Source organism: Mesorhizobium sp. M7A.F.Ca.CA.001.10.2.1 (assembly GCF_003998575.1).
Taxonomy (GTDB): Bacteria; Pseudomonadota; Alphaproteobacteria; order Rhizobiales; family Rhizobiaceae; genus Mesorhizobium.
This window is the reverse complement of record NZ_RZQY01000754.1, coordinates 1-2,674: the sequence shown is the minus strand read 5'-3', so window position 1 is coordinate 2,674 and position 2,674 is coordinate 1. Positions and strand designations below refer to the sequence as shown.

Below are 2,674 nucleotides of genomic sequence, written 5' to 3'. Positions count from 1 at the left end.
GTGATCCGACTGCTCGACGCCGGCCGCGTCGAAATCCCCGCGGATTTTGCGGAACACGTCGTGGTCGCCGGCTTCCTCGATGTCGGAGATAACCACTTCCTTGGCATAGGCGTCGGCATCCGCGCCGGACTTTCCGAGCTTTTCGGCGGCCCACAGGCCGAGCGCCTTGTTGCGGCGCGCCGAGGCCTTGAACCGAAGCTCCTCGTCGAATGCGAATTTACGCTCAAAGCCCTCTTCGCGGTCTTTCATGCTGCTCATGGCGTCCCTCCGGTCAAATTCGATTCGTTGGCGGTGAATATGTGCGTTGCCAAAGCACAAACCAAAAGGTCGCGGGTCGGTCAATACGCTTCATCGAATGCTGCGCTGCGGCATTTCAGTCCCGAAAGCGGTTGATTGGAAGGATTTGCCGATTGAGCAAACGATGTGATTGGGATAGACCCGGCATTGAACCCTACCGTAGCCGCACTATTTCAGGCAGACGGACAGGAAATGGTCTGATACCGCCCTGTCCGGAACCCCAGAGAAAAATCCAGATGAAAAATCGCCGCCGCATTTATGAAGGCAAGGCCAAGATACTCTATGAGGGACCCGAACCGGGCACGCTTATCCAGTTCTTCAAGGATGACGCCACCGCGTTCAACAAGAAGAAGCACGAGGTCATCGACGGCAAGGGCGTCCTCAACAACCGCATTTCCGAGTACATCTTCAACCATTTGAACCGCATGGGCATTCCGACCCATTTCATCCGCCGGCTGAACATGCGCGAGCAGCTGATCAAGGAAGTCGAGATTATTCCGCTCGAAGTGGTGGTGCGCAATGTCGCCGCCGGTTCGCTGTCCAAGCGGCTCGGCATCGAGGAAGGCACCGTTCTGCCGCGCTCGATCATCGAATTCTATTACAAGGCCGACGCGCTCGACGATCCGATGGTGTCGGAAGAGCACATCACCGCGTTCGGCTGGGCGAGCCCGCAGGAGATCGACGACGTCATGGCGCTGGCCATCCGCGTCAACGACTTCCTCTCCGGCCTGTTCATGGGCGTCGGCATCCAGCTCGTCGACTTCAAGATCGAATGCGGCCGGCTGTTCGAAGGCGACATGATGCGCATTGTCGTCGCCGACGAGATCTCGCCGGATTCCTGCCGCCTGTGGGACGTGGCGACGCAGGACAAGCTCGACAAGGACCGTTTCCGCCGCGACATGGGCGGCCTCGTCGAGGCTTACCAGGAAGTTGCCCGCCGCCTCGGCATCATGAACGAGAACGAACCGCCGCGCCCAACCGGCCCGGTGCTTGTCGCCTCGACCGACGGGCTCAAAGGCAAGCCGCACTGATCGCGGCTTGCCTCCCGATACTCAGAACAGGAGCATGTCCAGCGTGATCAAGGCCCGCATTACCGTCACCCTCAAGAACGGCGTGCTCGACCCGCAGGGCAAGGCGATAGAACACGCATTGTCGGGCCTTGGCTTCGGCGGCGTCGGCGCGGTGCGGCAGGGCAAGGTTTTCGACGTCGAGCTGGCGGAAAGCGACAAGGCCAAGGCCGAAGCCGACCTCAAGGCCATGTGCGACAAGCTGCTGGCGAATACGGTGATTGAGAACTACGCGGTGGAGATCGCCTAAATTGAAAGCAGCCGTCGTCCTTCTGCCCGGCCTCAACCGCGACCGCGACATGATCGCGGCGTTGACCAAGATTTCGGGAACGCCGCCGGTCACCGTGTGGCAGACCGACACCGAAATCCCCGATGTGGACCTGATCGCCATTCCGGGCGGCTTTTCCTTCGGCGACTATCTGCGCTGCGGCGCGATCGCCGCGCGCATGCCGGTCATGCGGGCGGTGGCCGAAAAAGCGGCCGCGGGCGTTACGGTCATCGGCGTCTGCAATGGTTTCCAGATCCTGGTCGAGGCCGGCCTGTTGCCGGGCGCCTTGATGCGCAACACCTCGCTGAAATTCGTCTGCCGGCAGGTGAAGCTCGAGATCACCAATGCCAACACCATGTTCACGCGCCGCTATCAGCCGGGCCAGATCATCCGCTCGCCGGTCGCGCATCATGACGGCAATTATTTCGCCGACGCCGACACGCTTGCCCGTATCGAAGGCGAAGGCCAGGTGGTGTTCCGCTATGCCGAGGGCACCAACCCCAACGGCTCGATCAACGACATTGCCGGCATCGTCAACAGCCAAGGCAATGTGCTCGGGCTGATGCCGCATCCGGAAAACCTGATCGAAGCAGCCCATGGCGGCACCGATGGCCGCGGACTGTTCGAGAGCGCCCTCGGCATCGCAGCCTGACGATATCGAAGCGAACAGCTTGAAAACAGCCGGACATTCCTGTCTCTTTGGAGCAAGTCTGGTTCATTGGGGAGAGAGACGGTCATGAAACTCTATTCGCGGCCGTTGTCGCCCTACTCGTCGATCGTGCGGGCACTGGCCTACATCAAGGACGTACCACTCAAGATCATCGCGCCGCCGCCCGGTTTTCCCATCCCGGAAGAGTTTCGCGCCATCTCACCGATGAACCGGATTCCGGTGCTGATCACCGGCTCGGGCGAGACGATCGTCGAATCGGTGGTCATCGCCGAATATCTCGAGGAACGGTTTCCGGAGCCGGCGCTGCTGCCGCCCGATTCCAAGGACCGGGCACTGGTGCGCATGTTCGCCCGCATCACCGATCTCGATGTG

General features: G+C 60.9%; 5 protein-coding genes. 4 read left to right on the top strand and 1 reads right to left on the bottom strand.

Annotated elements, in window-relative coordinates; translation table 11 throughout:
* Window positions 1-258, bottom strand: a 258-nt coding sequence (locus tag EN964_RS31190) for a DUF1476 domain-containing protein (RefSeq protein WP_164776129.1), incomplete at its 3' end; no start/stop codon positions are given.
* Between the two features lie 275 nt (window positions 259-533).
* Between EN964_RS31190 and purC the strand changes: the two genes are divergently transcribed.
* The 4 genes from purC to EN964_RS31170 form a co-directional block, all read left to right on the top strand.
* The gene (purC, locus tag EN964_RS31185) at window positions 534-1,328 is read left to right on the top strand and encodes a phosphoribosylaminoimidazolesuccinocarboxamide synthase (RefSeq protein WP_013532127.1); all 795 of its coding nucleotides are present in this window, start codon (window positions 534-536) and stop codon (window positions 1,326-1,328) included.
* Window positions 1,329-1,371: 43 nt separating this feature from the next.
* On the top strand, window positions 1,372-1,614 hold the full coding sequence (gene purS, locus EN964_RS31180; RefSeq protein WP_023810342.1) for a phosphoribosylformylglycinamidine synthase subunit PurS: 243 nt from the start codon (window positions 1,372-1,374) through the stop codon (window positions 1,612-1,614).
* A 1-nt stretch (window position 1,615) separates the two neighbouring features.
* A complete protein-coding gene (purQ, locus tag EN964_RS31175; protein WP_127269903.1) occupies window positions 1,616-2,284 on the top strand; it encodes a phosphoribosylformylglycinamidine synthase subunit PurQ in 669 nt (222 codons plus the stop codon).
* 84 nt (window positions 2,285-2,368) lie between these two features.
* On the top strand, window positions 2,369-2,674 hold a 306-nt coding region (locus tag EN964_RS31170), incomplete at its 3' end, for a glutathione S-transferase family protein (RefSeq protein ID WP_164776128.1).